Below are 18,361 nucleotides of genomic sequence, written 5' to 3' on the forward strand. Positions count from 1 at the left end.
GTGGTCACACCCGCTCAGCAGGCTCTACGCTGGCCCCTCGTGAAGGACTCCGTGACCACCGACGAAGGCGCCTCGCGGAACCGTCTTCGCGCCGCCTACCACCGCGTGCCCACCGTGGCCGGCTACCTGTGCCTGCTCGTGGGCGTGCTCGACGTCGCGGGGGCGATCTCCCCCCGTATGCGGCACGGACGGGTGCAGACCCTGGCCGGGGCCCTGCCCGGGGCCGTGTCGTCCCTGGCGACCGCCGCCTCGCTGATCGTGGGCGTGCTGATGGTGATGCTCGCGCACGCCCTGCGGCGCCGCAAACGGCGGGCCTGGCGGGCGGTGATGATCCTGCTGCCCACGGGAGCGGCGCTGCAACTGCTGCGCTGGCACCAGCACGTGCCCGGCGCCGTCACGGTGCTGCTGTTCGTGCTGCTGCTCGTCGCCCGCCGGGAGTTCTACGCGCTGTCCGACCCGCGCACCCGGTGGCGGGCGGTGTGGAACTTCCTCCTGCTGAGCGCCTTCAGCTTCGGCGCCGGACTGCTGATCGTCGGCGCGCACCCCAGGAAGGTCGTCGCGGCCTCGCTGTCCGACCGTATCCAGCACGTCGCCTACGGTCTGATCGGCATCGAGGGACCGGTGCACTACTCCAGCGAGCGCACCAGCGACCTCGTGTACTTCTCGCTCGCCGCGCTCGGCCTGCTGACCGCGGCCACCACCCTCTACCTGGCGCTGCGCCCCTTCACGCCCGTACCCGTGCTGGGCGACGACGAGGAGCGACGGCTGCGCGCCCTGCTGGAACGGCACGGTGAGCGGGACTCGCTCGGCTACTTCGCCCTGCGCCGCGACAAGAACGTGCTCTTCTCCCCCACCGGCAAGGCGGCGATCGCCTACCGGGTGGTGTCCGGCGTGATGCTCGCCGGCGGCGACCCGATCGGCGACGTGGAGGCCTGGCCGGGCGCCATCAAGGAGTTCATGGACACCGCCGCACGGCACGCCTGGGTTCCCGCGGTGATGGGGTGCAGCGAGACCGGCGGCGAGGTGTGGACCCGCGAAGCCGGTCTGAACGCGCTGGAGATCGGCGACGAGGCCGTCGTCGACACCGAGGCCTTCACCCTGTCCGGGCGGCCGATGCGCAATGTCCGGCAGATGGTCAACCGCATCGAACGGGGCGGCTACAGCTGTCGCATCCGCCGTGTGCGGGACCTGTCCGAGCAGGAGACGGAGCAGATCCGCGCGGCGGCGGCCGCCTGGCGCGGCACCGAGGTGGAGCGCGGCTTCTCCATGGCCCTCGGCCGCTTCGGCGAGGCCGGCGACGGCGACTGCGTGGTCGTCACCGCCCACAAGGAGCCGGACGCCGGCACCTCCGCCCCGGGCGGGGACATCCGCGCGGTCCTGCACTTCGTGCCCTGGGGACCGGACGGGATCTCCCTGGAGCTGATGCGCCGCGACCGCACCGCCGACCCCGGGCTGAACGAACTCCTCATCGTCAAGGCCCTCCAGCAGGCCCCCGGCCTCGGCATCGGCCGGGTCTCGCTGAACTTCGCGATGTTCCGCGCCGCCCTCGCCCGCGGTGAACGCCTGGGCGCGGGACCGGCCCTGCGCGCCTGGCGCGGGATGCTGCTGTTCCTCTCCCGCTGGTTCCAGATCGAGTCGCTGTACAAGTTCAACGCCAAGTTCCAGCCCCGGTGGGAGCCGAGGTTCCTGATCTACCCCACGGCCCGGGACCTGCTCCGCATCAGCCTGGCCGCCCTCCAGGCCGAGGCGTTCCTCAACCTGTCCTGGCCCGTCCCGTGGCGGCGCGGGCCGCGGCGGCCGGAGACCGTGCCCGCCGGGGCGAGGCCCGCCGCGTTGGAGCCGCCCGGGGAACCGCCGGTACCCTAGTTGCATGGATACGCAAGCACAGGGGTGGGACGCCGAGGCGGCGGACCGGGCGGTGGCGGTGCTCAAGGCGGTGGCGGACCCCTCCCGCTACCGGCTGCTGTGGGCGCTCAGCCACGGCGAGCAGCCGGTGAGCGAGCTGGCGCGGATGCTGGGTGCCCATGTGGCCGCGACCTCCCAGCACTTGGCCAGACTCCGGTCGGCCGGTCTGGTGACCACACGCCGCGAGGGCACGCGCATCTACTACCAGGCCGCGGGAGTGCGCCCCCTGCTGGAGGCCGCCCACCTCGCGGTCACCGAGGGCGGCGGGCCGGGAGGCGGTGGCCCCGGCGGCGAGGAGAGCGCGCCCGCACCCCGGCGGGCCACCACCGCCGGCCCGGCCCTCTCGCGCCGTCCGGCCCTGGGCGGCACCCCCTGAGGCGGCGGACCCGCAGTGCTCGGGCGGACTACGGGGTGCCCGTGACTCCGGCCGCGTCACCGGCGTCGTCGCGGCGGTACTCCCCGGGCCCGGCGTCGTAGGCGTACAACTCGCCGTAGCGGCCCCAGTCGGTGGCCGTCTCCAACTGCTGGTCGACCTGCTCGCTGGTGTAGTGATGGGCCAGCAGATCGCGGAAGAACCCGGCCCGCGCGGTGCCGTCGGCCTTGCCGCGCACGCTGCTGGTGATCACCTTGACCAGCGGCAGCTGGATCGCGGCCCTGCCGAAGATGGTCTTCGACTCCTGGACGTCGGCCCCGAGCACCACGATCCGGTCCGCCATCAGGACGGCTTCCCCGATGTTGCGGGTGACCAGCACGATGGCCCGGGTGGGGAACTGGCCGGACTCCCACAGCCCGGCGGTCGACAACCCCGGGCCAGGGTGTCAGGCGTCGCGCCGGCGCACCGCCCACCAGCCGGCCAGCAGCGCCGCCGTCACCCACAGCGCCATCACCGCGAGGCCCGTCCAGGGCCCGAGGCCGCCCGCCGCCTCCTGGTGCAGGATCTGCTGTCCGGCCCGGTCCGGCAGATAGCGGGAGGCGCCGTCGGCGACGTCCCCGACCACGAAGGACACGATCAGGATGAACGGGATGAGCAGGCTGATCACCGCGACGGCGCTGCGCAGCAGAAAGGTCAGTCCCGCGGCGAGCAGGGCCATCAGGGCGAGGTAGATCCCGGCGCCGACGCAGGCCCGCAGCGCTCCCGGTGAGCCGAGGCCGACGGCGTACTCCCCCAGGAACGCCTGGCCCACGAGGAAGGTGGTGAACCCGGTCGCGAGGCCGACGGCGAGGGCGACGGCACCCACGACCGCCGTCTTGGCCGCGCAGAACAGGCCCCGGCGCGGCACGGCCGACAGGGAGACCCGCAGGGCCCCGCTCGCGTACTCGGACGAGACGGCGGTGGCCCCGAAGGCGATGGCGGCGATCTGCGCGAAGTTCATCGCGTAGAAGGCTCCGAAGAGGAGGTCCTCGCTGCCCTCCGCCTCCGCCCGGCCCACGGTGGAGTAGACGAGCAGCGTGATGGCCAGGGTGGCGGCGAAGACCGCGACGAGCGAGCCGAAGCTCGCCCGGACCGACCGGATCTTGATCCACTCGGAGTGGAGAACGGCTGTGACGGACATGGTCACACCTCCTGCGCGGTGGTCGGGGACACGGCGGCCGCGGCGGCGAATTCGGCCTCGCCGGTCGTGAGGGCGAGATAGGCCTGCTCCAGGGAGGCCCGTTCGTCGGTGAGTTCGAGGACCGGGATGCCTTCGCGGGCGGCGACGGCTCCGACCTGCTCGGCTCTGGCGCCTTCGACCACCAGCGGGCCGCCGTCGCCCTCCGCCACCGTGTATCCCTCGGCCAGCAGCACGGCCCGCAGCCGGGCGGGGACGCCGGCACGCACCCGGACGCGCGGGTGGCTGTGCTGCTCGATGAAGTCCTCCATGGGGGTGTCGGCGAGGAGCCGGCCCCGGCCGAGCACGACGAGGTGGTCGGCGAAGGCCGCGGTCTCGTTCATCAGGTGGCTGGAGACCAGGACCGTGCGGCCTTCCCCAGCCAGCCGGCGCAGCAACTCGCGGATCCAGACGATCCCTTCCGGGTCGAGGCCGTTGGCGGGTTCGTCCAGCATGAGGACGGGCGGGTCCCCGAGGAGCGCGGCGGCGACGCCGAGGCGCTGGCGCATGCCGAGGGAGAAGGTGCGGATGCGGCGGCCGGCCACGGAGGCGAGACCGGTCTCCTGGAGCACCTCGTCCACGCGGCGGGCCGGGATGCGGTTGCTGACGGCGAGGAAGCGCAGCTGGTCGCGGGCGGTACGGGAACCGTGGGCCGCCTGCGCGTCCAGCAGCGCGCCGACGGTGCGCAGGGGCTCGCCCAGGGCCGTGTAGGCGCGGCCGCCCACGGTGGCGGAGCCGGCGGTGGGACGGTCGAGGCCGAGGACGAGCCGCATGGTGGTGGACTTGCCGGCGCCGTTGGGGCCGAGGAACCCGGTGACCCGGCCCGGTTCGATGGTGCACGTCAGACGGTCGAGGGCCCGGGTGCCGCCGTACTCCTTGGTGAGGCCTCGCACTTGGATGCTGTTCATGGCTTCAGCGTGGCCGCGCGGGCGGGGTCCTGGCCTCCCCCGCCGGAGGAGACCGTCTCCCCCGTGCGGGGGAGCCGACGGTTCCGCCCGCTCTGCCAGGATGGCGGCATGCCTGGCCTGCTGTCGCCGCTGACACGTGCGGTCACCTACACCCGTTGGCTCCACGTGCTGGTGGGGGCGATCCTGCCGATCGTCTGCGCGTTGGTCTATCCCGGCCTGGTCAAGCCGACGCCCGCCGACTGGGCACTGATCGCTGTCCTTCCCGTCCCGCTGGTCCTGGCCGCGGCCATGGTGCCCTCGATCCGCCGTGCGGAGGGGCTCCAGGCACGGCTGATGCTGTTCCCCGGACCGCACGCGCGGGTGCGGAGCGAGGAGGATCCGGGGGTTTCCGCGGCGCCGTCCGCCTCATGGAGCGACCGGGCCAGAACGGGTGCCTGGATGGTGCTGCGCATGGAGGCGGGACTCGCGCTCGGGCTGGTGTCGGACCAGTTGCCGGCGCTCTCGCTGTCGCTGGCCGGGGCTGCCGCCGGGAGCCCCGGCGGCACCGACTCGCTTCTGATGCTTCCCGGGTCCCATTGGTGGTACGCCCTCCTCGTCCCGGTACCGGTGCTGGTGCTGCTCGCGGTGGTCGCCGTGGCGGGTGCCCTCATGGCCCAGGCCGCCCGTCGCCTGCTCGGGCCGTCGGTCAGGGAGCGTCTGTCGGAGTTGGAGCAGCGCACCGAGCGGCTGCTGGAACGCAACCGGATCGCACGGGAGTTGCACGACTCCCTCGGCCACGCGCTGACTCTGGCCGTGGTCCAGGCGGGTGCCGCACGGGCGGCCGCCGACCCGGAGTTCACCGACCGGGCGCTGGAGGCCATCGAGGAGACCGGCCGGGCCGCGCTGGAGGACCTGGAACAGGTGCTGCTCATGCTGCGGGACACGGGACGGCCGGCCGGCCCCCGTCCCGCCCTCGGCGAGGCGGACCGCTTGCTGGAATCCGCGCGGTCCTCGGGCGCACGGGTCGACGCCGAGGTGACCGGGCCGTTGGAGGACGTGCCCGGTCCCGCCTCCCGCGAGGGCTACCGGATGCTCCAGGAGGCGCTCACCAACGTGCTGCGGCACGCGGGGCCGGTCGACGTCCGGGTACGCATCGCCGTGGAGCAGGCACGGTTGCGGCTGGAGGTGCGCAACCGACTGGGCGGGGCGGCGGCCCCGGCGGCCGGCGCGGGTGGCGGCCGCGGGCTGCGCGGGATCCGGGAGCGGGCGGCGCTGCTCGGCGGCGCTGCCAAGGCGGGGCAGGACGGCGACTGGTGGCTGGTGCGCGTCGACCTGCCGCTGCGGTGATCTACGCTGACCGGATGCCGATCACCGTTCTCCTCGTCGACGACGAACCGCTCGTACGGGCGGGCCTGCGCGCCGTGCTGGAGGCTCAGCCGGACATCGGGGTGGTGGGCGAGGCGGCCGACGGGGCCGCCGTGATCCCCCTGGTGCGGCAACTGCGCCCCGACGTCGTGGCGATGGACGTGCGGATGCCGCTGATGGACGGCATCGAGGCCACCCGCGCCGTGCTGCGCACCGTGCCGGACCCGCCGAAGATCGTGGTGGTGACGACCTTCGAGAACGACGAGTACGTGTACGGGGCGCTGCGCGCGGGCGCCGACGGCTTCCTGCTGAAGCGGGCACGCCCGGCGGAGATCGTGCACGCGGTACGGCTGGTGGCCGCGGGCGACTCGCTGCTGTTCCCTTCGGCGCTGCGCGAGTTGGCCGCCCGGTACGGCGAGGACCACGGCAACGCCGCGGCCCGGACGGCCATGGAGCGCGCCGCGCTCACCGAACGGGAGCAACAGGTGCTGCGCCTCGTGGCCCGCGGCCTGTCGAACGCGGAGATCGCGGCACGCCTGGTGGTGGGCACCGAGACCGTCAAGTCCCACGTCAGCGCGGTCCTGACGAAACTCGGCGCCCGCGACCGAACCCAGGCGGTCATCGCGGCATACGAGTCCGGGTTCGTCGCGCCGGGTTGAGGCCGGGCGGGCGGGAGGGACACGGGGGCGGGGCCCCGCGCTTCGCCGGGCTGTGGGCACGCGTGTACGAGCCGGTCCGGTCGGCGAAGCGCGGGACACCGGCGGTCACGGGGTGAGGTAGGCCTCCACTTCACTGAACTGGCCTGCCGGCCAGCCGGTGTTGGCGCTGACGGTCAGGCGGAGCCAGCGGAGGTTGGTGTCGCCCGGCAGGGACACGGTGGCCGTGTTGCCGGTGGCCGGGTCGAAGCGGTAGCCCTGCGAGCCGACGACGGTGGAGTAGGACGAGCCGTCGGTGCTGCCCTGGACGGTGATGGTCTGGGTACGGGCGCCCCACGCCGACGACGGCGGCAGCTTCAACACGAGTCGGCGTACGGCCTGGCTCGAGCCCAGGTCGACCGTCAGTGACTGCGGGAAGGCGTTGTTGGTGGACTCCCAGTAGGTACTGGCGTTCCCGTCGACCGCGTTGCCCGGGGTGTAGACGTCCTGCGAGCCGGTGGCGGTGGCCGGGCGGCCCTTGGCGAGGTTGCGGCCCGGGTCGGGGTCGGGGTTGCCCTGGCCGGGCTTGGGCCAGGTCGAGCAGTCCGACCAGGTGGTGTTCCAGCCGGAGTTGCCGCCGCCGTCGGTCAGCGCGAAGCTGCCCGAGCCCGCCGGGTAGGGGCAGTTGTAGATGCCCGCCGCGCCCACGCCGGTGGCGGTGACGCCGCGGAAGGTCGCCGCGCCCTGCGCCTCGGCCTGGACGACGACCGTGCCGGTGTTCCTCACGGTCGCGCCGTCGACGGTGACGCCCTTGACCGGGTACCCGTAGCCTCCGCCCGACACGAACTCGAAGGCGCTGTACGGGCTGTCGGTGATCGTGGTGTTGGTGATGCGGACGGTGGCGTTGATGGCGCTGTCGTAGGAGTCGACACGCAGCGCGCCCATCGGGTGGTTCCAGTTGGGGTTCATCGCGCCGGCCCGCACCAGCGTGTTGCCGTCGACCGTGATGGTGCCGGCCAGCGGGGAGAAGGGGTCGAGGAACTTCTGGTTGGAGACGGCGATGCCGCTGCCGAGGGCGTTGGTGTCGGAGATCAGGTTGTCCTTCACCGTGATGTCCGTGCCGCCGTAGATCGCGATGCCGTTGGCGAGGTTCGGCTGCGAGATGGTGTTGCTCTCGAAGCTGCTGTTGGTGTCCGGACCGTACAGCGACCACATGGCGAGCGAGTCGTCGCCCTGGTTGCGCAGGAAGTTGTTGCGGACCTTCACGCCCTTGGCGGTGCCGTTGAGGTTGAGGCCGTCGGCGGTGGTGTCGAGGATGCGGCTGTTCTCGACGACGAGGTTGTCGTTGTTGCCGGTCAGCCACAGGCCTACCTTCAGGTGCTGGAGCCACATGCCGGAGACGGAGGAGTTCGGTCCGAGCGAGCCGTTGACGAAGTTGTCGGGGCTGGAGTCGACGCGCTCGGTGACCTCTCCGATGACCGCGAAGTCCTTGATGCGCACGTTCCCCGAGGAGCTGGACTGGTCGATGAACCGGGAGGCGTGCACGACCGAGTACCAGCTGCCCGCGCCCTGGAGGGTGACGTTCTGGACGCCGCTCAGGGAGGACGTGAGCCGGTAGTCGCCCGGCGGGATCCACACCACGCCCCCCTGCGCGGCGGAGATGGCGTCCCGGAAGGCCTGTGTGGAGTCGCCCTGACCGCTGGGGTCGGCGCCCTTGGAGGTGACGGAGACCGATCCGGCGGGCTGTGAGGCGGCCCCGGCGACCTGCTCGAAGTCGGCGACGTCCACGGTGACCTGGACGTTCGCGGCCTCCACGGCGACCTTGTCGCCGGGCTGGACGTTCTGGCCCAGCAGCAGGCGCGTGTTGTCGAAGAAGTGGTGCGTTCTGGCGCCGGCGATCCAGCCGGTGTCGACGTAGGAGTACTTCGAGGTGACCGCGAGCGTCCTGCTCAGCCTCGTGCCGTTGACGTACACGTTGAGCGTGCCGGACTGGCCGTCGGGGACGCTGTAGGAGACGTTCACGGCGTTGGCGGCGCGCGGCACCGTGAACTCCACGCGCTGCCCGGAGGACAGCCGGACGGCCTGGCGCCCGGAGGCCTCGGAGGCGAGCGTGCCCTGGGTGTAGTCCGGCCCGATCCTGGTCCCGCTGGTGGTGGCGGACTCGGCCTCGACCGAGGTGAAGGGGAGGGTGGCGCCCGCCGCGGCGTGGGCGGCGGGCGCGCCGAGGGTGACGAGCATGCCGGCGGCGAGGGCGACGCTCGCCCCGATGGCCGGCAGGCGCCGGGCTGATCCGGCCCTGGTGGTCGCGTGCATGTGCTGATCCCTTCATGGTGGGGGTGCGGGGATAGCGCGGTGCGTCGCGGCGGGCGGGCTGCGCGGGCTCAGGCGCGCAGCCAGGCCGCCGTGTCCTGCGGGAGCCGGCCGGACTCGTCCAACGGGCCGCTGCTCAGCAGGAGTTCTGTGTGGGCGGGTAGTTCGGCGGGGGTGGCGGCGAGGTTGACGACACAGGTCGCGCCGTCGGCCCGGGTGAAGGCGAGGACGCCTTCGGGGGCGGGCAGCCAGGTCAGGGGGGCGTCGCCGAAGGCCGGGCGGAGGCGGATCGCCGCGCGGTAGAGGGTGAGCATGGAGGAGGGGTCGCCTTGTTGCCGGTCGACGGCGTACGCGGGCCAGCCGGCCGGCTGGGGCAGCCACGGTTCCTCGCGGGAGCCGAATCCGGCGTACGGCGCGTCGGCCGCCCAGGGCAGCGGGACCCGGCAGCCGTCGCGGCCGGGGTCGGTGCCGCCGGAGCGGAAGTGCATCGGGTCCTCGATGCGGTCGAGGGGGATGTCGGCCTCGGGCAGGCCGAGTTCCTCGCCCTGGTACACGTAGACCGCGCCGGGCAGGGCGAGGGACAGCAGGGCGGCGGCCCGGGCCCGGCGGGTGCCGACGGCCAGGTCGGTGGGGGTGCCGAAGGCCTTGGCGGCGAAGTCGAACCCGGTGTCGGCGCGGCCGTAGCGGGTGACCGTGCGGGTGACGTCGTGGTTGCACAGCACCCAGGTGGCGGGCGCCCCCACGGGGGCGTGCTCGGCGAGTGTCGTGTCGATCGACTCCCGCAGCCGTCCGGCGTCCCAGGGGCAGGACAGAAAGGAGAAGTTGAAGGCGGTGTGCAGTTCGTCGGGGCGCAGGTAGCGGGCGAAACGCTCGGGGTCGGGCAGCCACACCTCGCCGACGAAGACGCCGTCGTGGGCGTCGGCCACGGACCGCCAGGAGCGGTAGACGTCGTGGAGTTCGTCGCGGTCGACGAACGGGTGGGGGTCCTGGCCCTCGACGAGGTCCGGCAGCGCGGGGTCCTTGACGAGCAGGGCGGCCGAGTCGATGCGGACGCCCGCGACGCCCCGCTCGAACCAGAAGCGCAGGATGTCCTCGTGCTCCTGGCGGACCGCCGGGTGGTCCCAGTTGAGGTCGGGCTGCTCGGGAGTGAACAGGTGCAGGTACCAGTCGCCGTCGGGCAGCCGTGTCCACACCGGTTCGGTGGAGCCGACGAACTGGGACGGCCAGTCGTTGGGAGGCAGTTCGCCCCTTTCGCCGCGGCCGGCGCGGAAGTGGAACAGCTCGCGTTCGGGGCTGCCCGGCGGCGCGGCGAGCGCGGCGCGGAACCAGGGGTGCTGGTCGGAGACGTGGTTCGGTACGACGTCGACGATGGTGCGGATGCCCAGTTCCCGCGCCTCCGAGATCAGTTTCTCCGCCTCGGCGAGGGTTCCGAAGGCCGGGTCGATGGCCCGGTAGTCGGCGACGTCGTAGCCGCCGTCCTTCATCGGCGACAGGTACCACGGGGTGAACCAGAGGGCGTCCACGCCGAGTTCGGCGAGGTACGGGAGCTTCGCGCGGACTCCGGCGAGGTCGCCGGTGCCGTCCCCGTCGCCGTCCGCGAAACTGCGCACATAGACCTGGTAGATGACGGCGGACCGCCACCAGTCGGTCTGCTTCCGGGCATGGGTGGGCTGTCCCACAGTGCGTGCCTTTCTTTCGAGGGGGGCCGTGTCAGCCCTTGGTGCTGCCGGCGCTGATCCCGGCGATGATGTGCCGCTGGAAGACGAGGAACAGGGCGACCATCGGAATGCTGGCGATCACCATCGCGGCGACCAGAACGGTCAGTTGGATGTTCTGCGAAAGCTGGACGAGGGCCACGCTGATCGGCTGCTTGCCTGTGTCGGAGAAGACCATCAGCGGCCACAGGAAGTCCTGCCACACGGCGACCAGCGCGAAGATCGAGACCACGCCGAGGACCGGCCGGGACATGGGCAGCACCACCGACCACAGGATGCGCAGCCGTCCGGCGCCGTCGATCTCGGCGGCCTCCAGCACGTCCCGCGGGAGCTGGTCGAAGAACCGTTTGAGGAGGTAGAGGTTGAAGGCGTTGGCGACGGCCGGCAGCCAGATCCCGAGGGGGTCGTTGAGCAGGCTCGTGTGGATCAGCGGCAGATCGGCGACCGTCAGGTACTTCGGTACGACGAGGGCCTGCGCCGGGACCATGAGGGTGGCGAGGATGCCGCCGAGGACCACCTTGCCGAAGGCGGGTCTCAGCCTGGACAGGGCGTAGGCGGCGGCGGTGCAGAACACCAGCTGGAACGCCCAGGCGCCGGCGGCCTGCACCACCGTGTTCCACAGGTGCCGCGGGAGCTGCATCAGGTCCCAGGCGTCGGTGAAGCCACCGAGGTGCCAGCGCTCGGGCAGCAGGGTGGGCGGGGTGCGGGCGATCTCGTCGGGCGACTTCATCGCGCCGGTCGCCATCCAGTAGACCGGGAAGAGGAAGGCGAGCGCGAAGAGCAGGACGACACCGGTGAAGACGGTCCAGTAGACGGCCTTTCCGCGCGGGCGGGCCAGGACGGCCGGGGAGATCAGGGTCCGGGTGCTCATGCGTCCCCCTCGGAGCGGGTGAGCCGCAGATAGACGGCGGAGAACGCGCCGAGCAGCGCCAGGAGCATCACGCTGAGCGCGCAGGCCCCGCCGAAGTCGTTGTAGAGGAAGGCGTACTTGTAGATCAGGTAGAGGACGGTGACCGTGGCGTTCTCCGGGCCGCCGCCCGTGATGACGAACGGTTCCGTGAACACCTGCATCGTGGCGATGATCTGGAGGAGCATCAGCATCAGGATGACGAACCTGGTCTGCGGGACCGTCACGTGCCGCACGCGCTGGAGGAGGTTCGCGCCGTCCAGTTCCGCGGCCTCGTACAGCTCGCCGGGGATGGACTGGAGCGCGGCGAGGTAGATCAGTACGGTGCCGCCCATGTTGGCCCAGGTCGCCACGATCACCAGGGAGAGCAGTGCGGTGCCGGCGCCGTTGGTCCAGTTCGAGGTGGGCAGGTGCAGGAAGCGCAGCGCCTCGTTGGCGAGGCCGGCGCCGGGGTCGTAGAACCACTTCCAGAGCAGGGCGCTCACCACCGGCGGGATCATCACCGGCAGGTAGACCACGACCCTGAAGAAGGCCTTGGCGTGGCGGAGTTCGTTGAGGACCAGGGCGAGGACGAACGGGACGGCGAAGCCGACGAGCAGGGCCAGCAGCGTGAAGGTGAGCGTGTTGCGCCAGGCCGCCGTGAACTCCGGGTCGTGCAGGACGCGGGTGAAGTTGGCGGTGCCGGCCCACTCGGGCTCGGCGCCCGGCGTGTACTTCTGGAAGGCGATCACGACCGCGCGGATCGCCGGGTACCAGGAGAACAGGGCGAAGCAGACGAGGCCGCCGAGGAGGAATCCGTAGGCGTGGAGCTGGTCGCGCAGTCGCCGCCGCCTCCGGTCCCCTGCCGGGGGCGGCGCCGGGAGGGAGCGTACGGCGACCGCCGGGGCGGATCGCCGCGCTGCCGTCTTCGTCATCGCCGTCAGCTCCGGGCCAGGATGCTGTCGATCTTGCCGGAGGCGTCCCCCAGGAGCTGGTCGATGTTCGCGTCCTTCTTGGTGAGGACGGCGGAGACGACCCCGTCGAGGACGGAGTAGATCTGCTGGGCGTTCGGCGGCTCTATCTTCAGCTGGAGGTTCTTGTTGCCGTCGAGGAAGGCCTGGTAGTTCTCCACCGGGACGTTCGCGTTGGCCTTCTTGACCTCCTGGTCCTTGGCGTCGGCGGCGCCGGTGAACAGCCGCGGCTCGGGCAGTCCGACCGGGCCGTCGTTCTTCTTGGCGCGGGCGTAGTCGCCGAGGAAGCCCTCACCGGGGGTGAGGAACATGTGGTCGAGCCACTTGAGGCCGGCGCGGATCTGCTCGGGCGTGGCCTTCTTGTTGAACATGTAGCCGTCGCCGCCGATGAGCGTGCCCTTGCCGCCGGGCATCGGGGCGAGGGCCAGGTCCTTGTAGTTGCCGCCCTTCTCCTTGACCAGGATCGGGATGTTGTCGGGGGCGGAGAGGTACATGCCGAGCTTGCCCGAACCCATCATCTGCTGCACGTCGTTGATGACGAGGAGCTGCTTGCTGCCCATCGAGTCGTCGGTCCAGCGCATGTCGTGCAGGTTCTGGAGCACGGCGTGGCCCTCGGGGGTGTCGACGGTGGCCTTCTTGCCGTCGGCGTCGACGACGTCGCCGCCCTGCGAGTACAGCTCGGCGGTGAAGTGCCAGCCGCCCTGGTTCTGGGCGCTGTAGTCGGCGTAGCCGACGGTTCCGCCGCCGAGCGCGGCGATCCTCTTGGCGGCGGCGCGGACCTCCTCCCAGGTGGCCGGCGGCTTGTCGGGGTCGAGGCCCGCCTTCTCGAAGAGCTTGCGGTTGTAGATGAGGCCCATCGAGTAGCCGGTGCGCGGGACGCCGTAGACCTTCCCGTCGACGGTGTAGATGTCCCGCAGCTGCTGCTGGATGGTGTCGTAGCTCTTCAGCTCCTTGACGTACGGGGTGAGGTCGGCGGCCTGGTTGATGTCCACGACATGCCTGGCGTCGGTGAAGTAGGTGTAGAAGACGTCCTCCATCTGGCCGCCGGCCAGCTTGGCGTCGAACGTCTTCGGGTCCTGGCAGGGGAAGGCGTCGTGCGCGACGACGTCGATGTCCTGGTTCCGCTTCTCGAAGGAGGCGATGTCCTCCTCGAAGAACTTCCGGTCGACCTTGGCGCTCTTGGGCGGCTCGCAGTTGACGGTGATGCGGGTCTTGCCGCCGGACGACTCGTCGTCCGACGACCCGCAGGCCGTGGCGACGAGGGCAAGGGAGGAACAGACGCCGATCGCCGCAAGTGTGCGGCGGAAGCCGGTGCTTGACATCGGTGGACCCCTCTGGACAGGAGCTGTGGGCGCCGCACACTCAAGCACCGGCGACAGGGCTTCGCAAGATATCGCGCAGAATCTGTAATTATTTGACAGTGAAGAGGATCTACTGGATCTCAGTCACGCGGTACTTGCGCGGTGGAGCCACGGACCACCAGTTCCGGCTCGAACAGCAGCTCGTCGGCCGGTACGGAGGTGCCGCCGATCTGCGCGTTGAGCAGTTCGACCGCGGCCCTGCCCATCGACTCGATGGGCTGGCGCACGGTGGTGAGCGGCGGTTCCGTGCAGTTCATCAGCGCGGAGTCGTCGTAGCCCACGACGGAGATCCGACCGGGCACGTCGAGTCCCTTGCGCCGGGCGGCCCGTACGACTCCGAGCGCGAGCGGGTCGCTGGCGCAGATGAGGCCGGTCACCCCGCGGTCGATCAGCTTGGCCCCGGCCGCGTGGCCGCCCTCGATGGAGAAGATCGCCCGCGCCACGAACGCGTCGGGCAGCTCGCCCGCGAGGGTGCGGGCCGCGGCCAGCTTCCGGGCCGACGGCATGTGGTCCTCCGGCCCGAGCACCAGGCCGATCCGCTCGTGCCCCAGGGAGGCGAGATGGCGCCAGGCCTGCTCCACGGCGACCGCGTCGTCGCAGGACACCGCAGGGAAACCGAGGTCCTCTATGGCCGCGTTGACCAGCACCACGGGGATGTTGCGCTCGGCGAGCCGCCGGTAGTGGTCGTGCGGCGCGTCCGCCTGGGCGTAGAGGCCGCCCGCGAACACGACGCCGGAGACCTGCTGTTGCAGCAGCAGCTCGACGTAGTCCGCCTCGGAGACCCCGCCCTTGGTCTGGGTGCACAGCACCGGGGTGAGCCCGAGCTGGGCCAGCGCGCCGCCGATGGCCTCCGCGAAGGCCGGGAAGATCGGGTTCTGCAGCTCGGGCAGGACCAGGCCCACCAGCCGGGCCCGCTCGCCGCGCAGTTGCGTCGGCCGCTCGTACCCGAGCACGTCCAGCGCGGAGAGCACCGCCTGCCGGGTGGCGTCGGACACTCCGGGCTTCCCGTTGAGCACCCGGCTGACCGTGGCCTGACTGACCCCGACCTTCTTCGCCACTTCCGCAAGTCGTCGCGTCATGCGCGCAAGCGTAACGCAAGAAACGCAAACTGTTTGCGTAAAGGGTGCGGCCCGGCAGTCACCCCTGCTCCGGCGCCCGCCCGGCCGCTTCGAGCCAGGCCAGCAACTGCCGCAGGCGCAGCCGTCGGGGCGGCGGTGTCGAGGAGGCGTCGACGAGCTGCCGGATGCGGGCCGCGGCCTCTGCGTCCAGCCCCGCGGCCTGCATGGCGAGGAGCAGGGAGAGCTCCAGACCCTGTGGCGGGTTGGGGAAGCCCAGGGCGTGCTCCCAGAGCCGGAGGGCCGCCTTGCGCTCTCCCAGGGCCGCGAGTTCCGTGGCCGTGTCGCACACCAGGCCCCAGGTGACCCACGGATGGCTCATCACGGTGTCGATGACGTAGGGCGTCGCCTCTGCGCCTTCCAGGGAGAGGACGACCCGCAGGCCGCTCAGCACGTCGTCCTCGTCGCCGGCGGGCAGTGCCACGAGCCGCCGTGCCAGCGCGGAGGCGACGGCCAGGTGGTCCTCCTGCTGGGGCAGGACCTGGAGAACGCCCCTGAGCCAGTCGGGGTCGTCGGCCAGCGCCGGGGTGTGCTCCCAGATCTCCGGCAGGCGGTCCGCGGCCTCGCCACCCCTTGCCTTGAGCAGCACGCGGGTCGCCTGCTCGTATCCGGCGCGCGGACAGCCGGGCGTGCGCAGCGCGAGCTCGGCCAGTTCTCCCGCCTCCCCGAGCGCACCGGCGTCGAGAAGCGCCTCCGCCACCGCGGGACGATCGGCGGGGGCGAGCGCGCTCCCCCGGGAGATGTGCTCCATGACCGTGTCCACGGCGGGCAGCCCCTGTGCCACCAGCCAGGTCTTGACGGCCGCCCCCGCCCCCCAGGTTCCCCAGCGGTCCCCGCTCTGCGTCCGGCGCGCCCAGTCGGCGGCCGCCCGGTCCGCGCCGAGGCCCGCGAGTGCCTGCTGGAGGCGGGCCGGGACCCACAGGTAGTGACCGGCGTCGGCCCCGCTGCGCGCGAAGGCGGCCTCGATCTCCGTACGCCCCTCCGGCCCCTGCGACTTGGCCCACAGGCCGGCCGCCCACTCGGTGGTCTCCTGGCCGGTGGCCCCCGACCTGAGCAGTGCCAGGGCGATACGGGAGGCGGCCTCGATCTCGCCCGACTTCTCCAGCGTCTTGCCCACGGCCAGGCGGTTGAACTGGCTCGCGGGCGGCCAGGACAGCACGATGTCGGTGAGCTCCCGCGCCCCGCCGGGCGCCGCGGTGAGCCATGCCTCGGTGGCCCGGTGCATGGAGTTCGATCCGGCGGACGGATCCTCCAGTACCTTGCGGGCCAGCCGTACGGCGTCCTCGCGCATTCCCATCTGCGCCAGGGCCTGGGCCGCCCGGGACAGATGCCAGCCGTTGACCGCGGGCTCCCCCGCGAGTTCCCAGGCCCGGCTGCGGACGAGTTCCCGTGCCGAGTCCCCCAGGGCGAGGGCCACACGTGCCACCTTGCCGAGCCAGCCGTACACGCCGTGCATCACGAGGGCGAGCAGTTCCTCGGTCACCTCCGCCGGGCCGCATCGGCTGAACGCCTCGACGGCCAGCAGCCGCTTGGCGTCACCGAGCAACTCGTCGCGTGCCAGGCGCTCCAGTACGTCCAGTACTCCGGGCTCCGCCCCCAGCGAGCCCAGGGCCGCGAAGGCCTCCTCCTGGTCCGGCTCGTCGCGGGCGCTGCAGCCTATGCTCACCAGCCGCTCGACCAGCAGCCGGCGGTACCGCTCGCCGAAGCGCACGCCCTCGGCGAGGAGCAGGCCCGCCAGCAGTGGCCGGCTGTGGCCGCCCGCGGCCCCGCCGAGCAACTGTTCGGCGATCCGGTCGGCCTCGCACTCCTCCCGCTCCGCCCACAGACAGAGCACGAATATCGTCAGGGTCTGCCTGTCCTCGTGGAAGGAGGCACGCAGGATCCACGACTCCAGACCGGGGAAGTCCGGGCCTGTGCGTTCCGCGTAGGCGCGGGCCGCGAAGAACTCGGCGAAGGAGTGGTGCAGGAAGCGGTAGTCGTGCTGCTCCTGGACCAGCAGCCCCGTGCCGCGCAGGAAGTCCCTGACCTCGGCCTGCCACCCCTCGAGGCCCAGATGCTCGCGGCCGTGCTCACGGATCCAGCTCAGTGCCGCCTCGAAAAGCGACTCCTCGCCTTCGAGCCGGCGCTGCCCGAGCGCGCCGAGGAGGTTTCGCTTCTCGCCGTCCAGCCACAGATGCAGAGCCATGCGTTCCGGCTCGGACGCGTAGCGCCGGCCCAGTTCCGCGCGCCCCACCGCACGTTGGGTGAGCAGGTGGTCGAAGAAGCGCTGATAGAGACTGAGCCGGCTGGTCGGGAGCGGGTTGGCGGGGTCCACGGTGGCACTGACGGCGGCGATCGTGGCGAGCAGGGGGTTGCGGACCAACTCCTGGAGCCGGCTGTCCTCCACCTCTTCGAGGAAGCGTTCGGAGGCGGCCCGCGCCGACGACTTGTCCTCGTACTGCGCCGCGAACCATTTGCCGGCGAAGTCCTTCAGCTCCTCGGCGCCGAAGGGCTCCATGGTGTATTCGCCCACGGCCGCGCCGCGCAACGGGGCGAGTTCGCTCTCGGGCAGCGGCCGGCTGGTGATCACGAAACGGTAGTCGCCGTCCGTCCGCGCGTGCAGCGCGATCATCCTGATGACCTCGGCGCGCGAGGCCCGGTCGGCCACTTCGTCCAGGCCGTCCACCAGAACCATCCAACGGGCCCCGTGGGTTCGTCCGCCGAACATCCGGGGGTCGGGGTCCACGATCAGGCTGTGGCCCAGGCTGCGGCCCACGGCCCGGCCCAGTACCGCGCTCCACGACGCCGTTTCCCCGAGGAGCGTGCGCGCGGCGACCCGTACGGGCAGCACGGGCTCGTCGACGGGTGCGTCGAGGCTGCTGTCCTGCCGCAGCCAGATCCGGGAGAGGGACCAGGCGAGGTGGCTGGAGAGCGTGGACTTCCCCGCGCCGGGCTCGCCGGTGATCAGCAGGTGCTGATGGCGGACCAGCGCCCTCGGCACCGGCAGTTGTGTCTCGGCGCGCTGAGCGCCGTCGTAGCGCGAGGCCGCCTTGGACGCGAACGCGTCCGGCTTCTCGTCCGACGGCGTTCCCTTGCGGCCCAGGCCGTCCCCCGCCGCGTCGGGCACGCGGATCCGCTGCCTCACGTACACGGCGGACAGCGGCGGTTCGGTCACGTGCAGCATGTCGTAGGGCAGTCGTTCCACCGCCTTCGCCTGGGCCTCCAGCAGGTTGCGCACCATGAGGGAGGGCAACGGCAGTTCGCTCCACGAGGACAGCCTGGGTGCCTGTGCCCGCTTGGCGGCGCTCGCGGCACGGTCCATGGCCTCCTTGGCCCGGATCCAGAGGGGGACGACCTCGGCGGGCTCACGTCCCAGGGCCACGGCGAAGGACCGGACGACCTCCTGCTTCACCATCCGGGTGGCGTTGCAGACGCCGTAGACCACGTTCTTGTGGGCGATCTCCGCGCGCACGACGGCGTTGAGACTCTCGTATCCGGCGTCCGCGACCGCCTGGCGGAACCACGCCGCCAGTTCGTCCAGTTCCGGATAGCGCTGTTGGTCGCCCTTCGGCGGACGTCCCCCGACCATGCTGCCCCCGTGTCGCCGACGGCCCAGAGTTTCCCGGAGTTTCTCCAGCCTAGA

At 71.9% G+C, this 18,361-nt stretch carries 14 protein-coding genes; 4 read left to right on the forward strand and 10 right to left on the reverse strand.

The window, feature by feature from the left end:
* Positions 1-51 precede the first annotated feature (51 nt).
* Positions 52-1,866, forward strand: a complete 1,815-nt coding sequence (locus ACIOWN_RS22460; RefSeq protein ID WP_401983261.1) for a phosphatidylglycerol lysyltransferase domain-containing protein — start codon at positions 52-54, stop codon at positions 1,864-1,866.
* 4 nt (positions 1,867-1,870) lie between these two features.
* Positions 1,871-2,281 carry a metalloregulator ArsR/SmtB family transcription factor gene (locus tag ACIOWN_RS22465; protein WP_362351316.1) on the forward strand — a complete coding sequence of 137 codons (411 nt, stop codon included), beginning with the start codon at positions 1,871-1,873 and terminating at the stop codon, positions 2,279-2,281.
* 28 nt (positions 2,282-2,309) lie between these two features.
* Here the strand turns inward: ACIOWN_RS22465 and ACIOWN_RS22470 are convergent, their stop codons facing one another.
* The 3 genes from ACIOWN_RS22470 to ACIOWN_RS22480 are packed head-to-tail and all read right to left on the reverse strand — an operon-like array spanning position 2,310 to position 4,402.
* Positions 2,310-2,708, reverse strand: coding sequence for an AAA-associated domain-containing protein (locus tag ACIOWN_RS22470; RefSeq protein WP_401983184.1), 399 nt, complete (start codon positions 2,706-2,708; stop codon positions 2,310-2,312).
* Positions 2,709-2,723: 15 nt separating this feature from the next.
* On the reverse strand, positions 2,724-3,458 hold the full coding sequence (locus tag ACIOWN_RS22475; RefSeq protein WP_362351311.1) for an ABC transporter permease: 735 nt from the start codon (positions 3,456-3,458) through the stop codon (positions 2,724-2,726).
* A gap of 2 nt (positions 3,459-3,460) precedes the next feature.
* Positions 3,461-4,402: an ATP-binding cassette domain-containing protein gene (locus ACIOWN_RS22480; protein ID WP_362351308.1), complete on the reverse strand. Its 942-nt coding sequence runs from the start codon at positions 4,400-4,402 to the stop codon at positions 3,461-3,463.
* A gap of 108 nt (positions 4,403-4,510) precedes the next feature.
* On the opposite strand from ACIOWN_RS22480, the gene ACIOWN_RS22485 reads away from it, so the two are divergent.
* Both ACIOWN_RS22485 and ACIOWN_RS22490 read left to right on the forward strand, forming a co-directional pair.
* Positions 4,511-5,728 (forward strand): sensor histidine kinase, encoded by a 1,218-nt coding sequence (locus ACIOWN_RS22485; protein ID WP_401983185.1) that lies wholly within the window; start codon positions 4,511-4,513, stop codon positions 5,726-5,728.
* Between the two features lie 14 nt (positions 5,729-5,742).
* The gene (locus ACIOWN_RS22490; RefSeq protein ID WP_362351302.1) at positions 5,743-6,405 is read left to right on the forward strand and encodes a response regulator transcription factor; all 663 of its coding nucleotides are present in this window, start codon (positions 5,743-5,745) and stop codon (positions 6,403-6,405) included.
* A gap of 105 nt (positions 6,406-6,510) precedes the next feature.
* Here the strand turns inward: ACIOWN_RS22490 and ACIOWN_RS22495 are convergent, their stop codons facing one another.
* From ACIOWN_RS22495 to ACIOWN_RS22525, 7 genes are all read right to left on the reverse strand, one after another.
* Positions 6,511-8,694: a discoidin domain-containing protein gene (locus ACIOWN_RS22495; RefSeq protein WP_362351300.1), complete on the reverse strand. Its 2,184-nt coding sequence runs from the start codon at positions 8,692-8,694 to the stop codon at positions 6,511-6,513.
* 68 nt (positions 8,695-8,762) lie between these two features.
* Entirely contained in the window at positions 8,763-10,370 is a 1,608-nt protein-coding gene (locus ACIOWN_RS22500; protein WP_362351297.1) for a glycoside hydrolase family 13 protein, read from the reverse strand.
* Positions 10,371-10,401: 31 nt separating this feature from the next.
* Positions 10,402-11,277, reverse strand: a complete 876-nt coding sequence (locus tag ACIOWN_RS22505) for a carbohydrate ABC transporter permease (RefSeq protein WP_362351294.1) — start codon at positions 11,275-11,277, stop codon at positions 10,402-10,404.
* Entirely contained in the window at positions 11,274-12,227 is a 954-nt protein-coding gene (locus tag ACIOWN_RS22510) for a sugar ABC transporter permease (protein WP_362351291.1), read from the reverse strand. The genes ACIOWN_RS22505 and ACIOWN_RS22510 overlap by 4 nt, the downstream gene beginning before the upstream one ends.
* A gap of 5 nt (positions 12,228-12,232) precedes the next feature.
* Complete coding sequence (locus ACIOWN_RS22515) at positions 12,233-13,585, reverse strand: sugar ABC transporter substrate-binding protein (protein ID WP_362351288.1); 1,353 nt, start codon at positions 13,583-13,585, stop codon at positions 12,233-12,235.
* A gap of 119 nt (positions 13,586-13,704) precedes the next feature.
* Positions 13,705-14,703, reverse strand: coding sequence for a LacI family DNA-binding transcriptional regulator (locus ACIOWN_RS22520; protein WP_362351285.1), 999 nt, complete (start codon positions 14,701-14,703; stop codon positions 13,705-13,707).
* 58 nt (positions 14,704-14,761) lie between these two features.
* The gene (locus ACIOWN_RS22525; protein WP_362351282.1) at positions 14,762-18,307 is read right to left on the reverse strand and encodes a hypothetical protein; all 3,546 of its coding nucleotides are present in this window, start codon (positions 18,305-18,307) and stop codon (positions 14,762-14,764) included.
* Positions 18,308-18,361: the final 54 nt, after the last annotated feature.

The sequence above is a fragment of the Streptomyces sp. NPDC087787 genome (assembly GCF_044743035.1).
GTDB lineage: Bacteria > Actinomycetota > Actinomycetes > Streptomycetales > Streptomycetaceae > Streptomyces.

Excerpts from the sequence above, each read along its gene's own strand:
- ACIOWN_RS22505 (WP_362351294.1), bottom strand. The coding sequence starts at position 11,277 with ATGAGCACCCGGACCCTGATCTCCCCGGCCGTCCTGGCCCGCCCGCGC.
- ACIOWN_RS22490 (WP_362351302.1), top strand. The coding sequence starts at position 5,743 with ATGCCGATCACCGTTCTCCTCGTCGACGACGAACCGCTCGTACGGGCG.
- ACIOWN_RS22475 (WP_362351311.1), bottom strand. The coding sequence starts at position 3,458 with ATGTCCGTCACAGCCGTTCTCCACTCCGAGTGGATCAAGATCCGGTCG.
- ACIOWN_RS22480 (WP_362351308.1), bottom strand. The coding sequence starts at position 4,402 with ATGAACAGCATCCAAGTGCGAGGCCTCACCAAGGAGTACGGCGGCACC.
- ACIOWN_RS22510 (WP_362351291.1), bottom strand. The coding sequence starts at position 12,227 with ATGACGAAGACGGCAGCGCGGCGATCCGCCCCGGCGGTCGCCGTACGC.
- ACIOWN_RS22515 (WP_362351288.1), bottom strand. The coding sequence starts at position 13,585 with ATGTCAAGCACCGGCTTCCGCCGCACACTTGCGGCGATCGGCGTCTGT.
- ACIOWN_RS22520 (WP_362351285.1), bottom strand. The coding sequence starts at position 14,703 with ATGACGCGACGACTTGCGGAAGTGGCGAAGAAGGTCGGGGTCAGTCAG.
- ACIOWN_RS22465 (WP_362351316.1), top strand. The coding sequence starts at position 1,871 with ATGGATACGCAAGCACAGGGGTGGGACGCCGAGGCGGCGGACCGGGCG.
- ACIOWN_RS22525 (WP_362351282.1), bottom strand. The coding sequence starts at position 18,307 with ATGGTCGGGGGACGTCCGCCGAAGGGCGACCAACAGCGCTATCCGGAA.
- ACIOWN_RS22485 (WP_401983185.1), top strand. The coding sequence starts at position 4,511 with ATGCCTGGCCTGCTGTCGCCGCTGACACGTGCGGTCACCTACACCCGT.
- ACIOWN_RS22495 (WP_362351300.1), bottom strand. The coding sequence starts at position 8,694 with ATGCACGCGACCACCAGGGCCGGATCAGCCCGGCGCCTGCCGGCCATC.